2 protein-coding genes are annotated in these 2,121 nt (G+C 53.2%); one reads left to right on the plus strand and one right to left on the minus strand.

What is annotated here, in order from left to right; all coding sequences use genetic code 11:
- Nucleotides 1-1,096 (plus strand): ATP-binding protein (locus ACYZYZ_RS02310; RefSeq protein ID WP_461483105.1); only part of this gene is annotated, 1,096 nt, incomplete at its 5' end.
- A gap of 38 nt (nt 1,097-1,134) precedes the next feature.
- On the opposite strand, the gene ACYZYZ_RS02315 is transcribed toward ACYZYZ_RS02310, so the two are convergent.
- On the minus strand, nt 1,135-2,121 hold a 987-nt coding region (locus ACYZYZ_RS02315; protein WP_461483106.1), incomplete at its 5' end, for a GGDEF domain-containing protein.

Consider the following 2,121-nt stretch of genomic DNA (forward strand, 5'->3'; position numbering starts at 1 on the left):
GAGACCCGATAACATGAGCGACAAAGCCATACAACGCCCCACGGCGGAAACTCTTTACCACCAAGAACTGGAAAGGCTTCGGGAGTGGGACTCTGGCCCAATACCACCCGGCTGGAATCTGTCACCACTGGCGGTCGAGAAGTTTGTACTCGGCGATGATGAACTGGATATCCAGCGTAAATTTGTCGCACAGCGTGAACTGGTCACCCGCATTATTATCAGCCTGGCCACCAACCGTGGCGCCATGCTGATCGGCGAACCCGGCACCGCCAAATCCTGGCTGTCGGAACTGCTGTCTGCCGCCATATCCGGCCAGTCGACCCTTACCATTCAGGGCGGCGCCATTTCCCAAACCAGCCAGCTGCTGTACAGCTGGAACGAAGCGCTGCTCAACACGCAAGGACCCTGCGCCGAAGCACTGATTCCCAGTCCTATTTATCAGGGCATGCTTGACGGCCAACTGGTGCGCTTTGAAGAAATTGCCCGCTGCCCGCAACATATTCAGGATGCCATTCTCTCCATCATGTCAGAACGACAGATCATGGTGCCGGAACTGGGTAAAGACTCGGTGCTGTTCGCCCGGGAAGGCTTCAATATTATCGCCACCTCCAATTCCCTGGACAGCGGCATCTATGCAATGAGCGCTGCACTAAAGCGCCGCATGAACTTTGAAACCATCCCACCGATTCGGGACCTTGCAGACGAAATTGATGTGGTGATGCGCGAATCGGAAAAACTGATTCGCCTCTCCGGTGTGGAGGTAAAACCCGACGCCCTCACTATCGAAGTGCTGACCACCCTGTTCCACGAATTGCGCAATGGCCAGACTCTGGATGGCCGCAGTACCGACCGCCTGGCCGCCACCGTCATGTCCACCGCGGAAGCCGTGTCAGTAGCCCATGCCATGGGTGTGCATGCCTATTATTATGGTAGTGGCACCATGGCCCTGGATAACCTGGTGCACTTTCTGATCGGCGCCGCCCTGAAAGACAACAAAGACGACCGCCGTCGGATGAAGCATTATTTCGAAACAGAAGTGTCCATCAAGAAAGGTGAACACTGGCAGCAGGTATACGAGCAGCGGCGGTTATTGTAGAAGCCGTTTTGGTGAGTCGCCGCCTCTAGACACAGCGACTAGGCACTGCCCACGTGACAGGGTCGCGTCCGAACGCAGTTTCGCCCGCTGTTTTTGGCCCAGTAAAGCCCTTCGTCGGCTCGCTTGATCAGGCTATCGATCGACTCTCCAGGGAAATATTCCGCCACCCCAAAACTGCTGGTGGCATGGATGTGTTCAGGAAATTCAGCCTGCTCCATTTTGGCTCGCAGCATTTCCGCCAGCGCCTCTGCACCCATGAGAGAGGTGTTGGCGCAAATCACCATGAACTCTTCTCCGCCCCAGCGACCGACATAGTCCGTTTCTCGGATATTGTGTTTAAGGCAGCGGGCAATTTCGCGAAGCACTTGATCTCCCATCAAGTGGCCGTACTGATCATTAATCAGCTTAAAGTGGTCGATATCCAACAGAATAATGGAAAAAACGGGGCTGCCTCTATTCACCAGCTTGCTTTCTTTCACCAACAGAGCATCAATTTTATTGCGGTTGTAGAGGTTGGTGAGCGTATCGGTGATAGACAACAACTCAGCATTTTTCTTCTGGGTCATGTCCAGATACACCGCGTTATAACCTAGAACCTTGCCCTTGCCATCCTGCACAGGTTCCACAAAGACATCCATCACCAACTGACCGCCATTTTTTTGCTTCACATGAATCTCGCCCTGCCAGTTTTTTCCGGCAGAAGTGGCTTCCAACAACTGGCGAATCTTTAAACCATTATTCGATTCATCCATCAGGAACGTGTGGGGTTTCCCCAATAACTGATGGCTTTCATAACCCGTCAATTCGCAAAAAGCGATGGAAATGTATTGCACCTTCAACTCACTATCTACCCGCATCACGCAGGTATGGCGATCGAGTATTGCCAGGTAACGCTCTGCTTTTTCCCTGGCCTCATTGGCATCACGGGTCTTTTGGTACACGATTCTTTGCAGCCGCTGATTGATGACAAACATCAAGGCCAGCACAGCCATTGAGATGACCGCCAGGGGCACAATCCAGTGGAG

This window comes from Porticoccus sp. (genome assembly GCA_023261185.1).
GTDB classification, from domain to species: domain Bacteria; phylum Pseudomonadota; class Gammaproteobacteria; order Pseudomonadales; family Porticoccaceae; genus Porticoccus; species Porticoccus litoralis.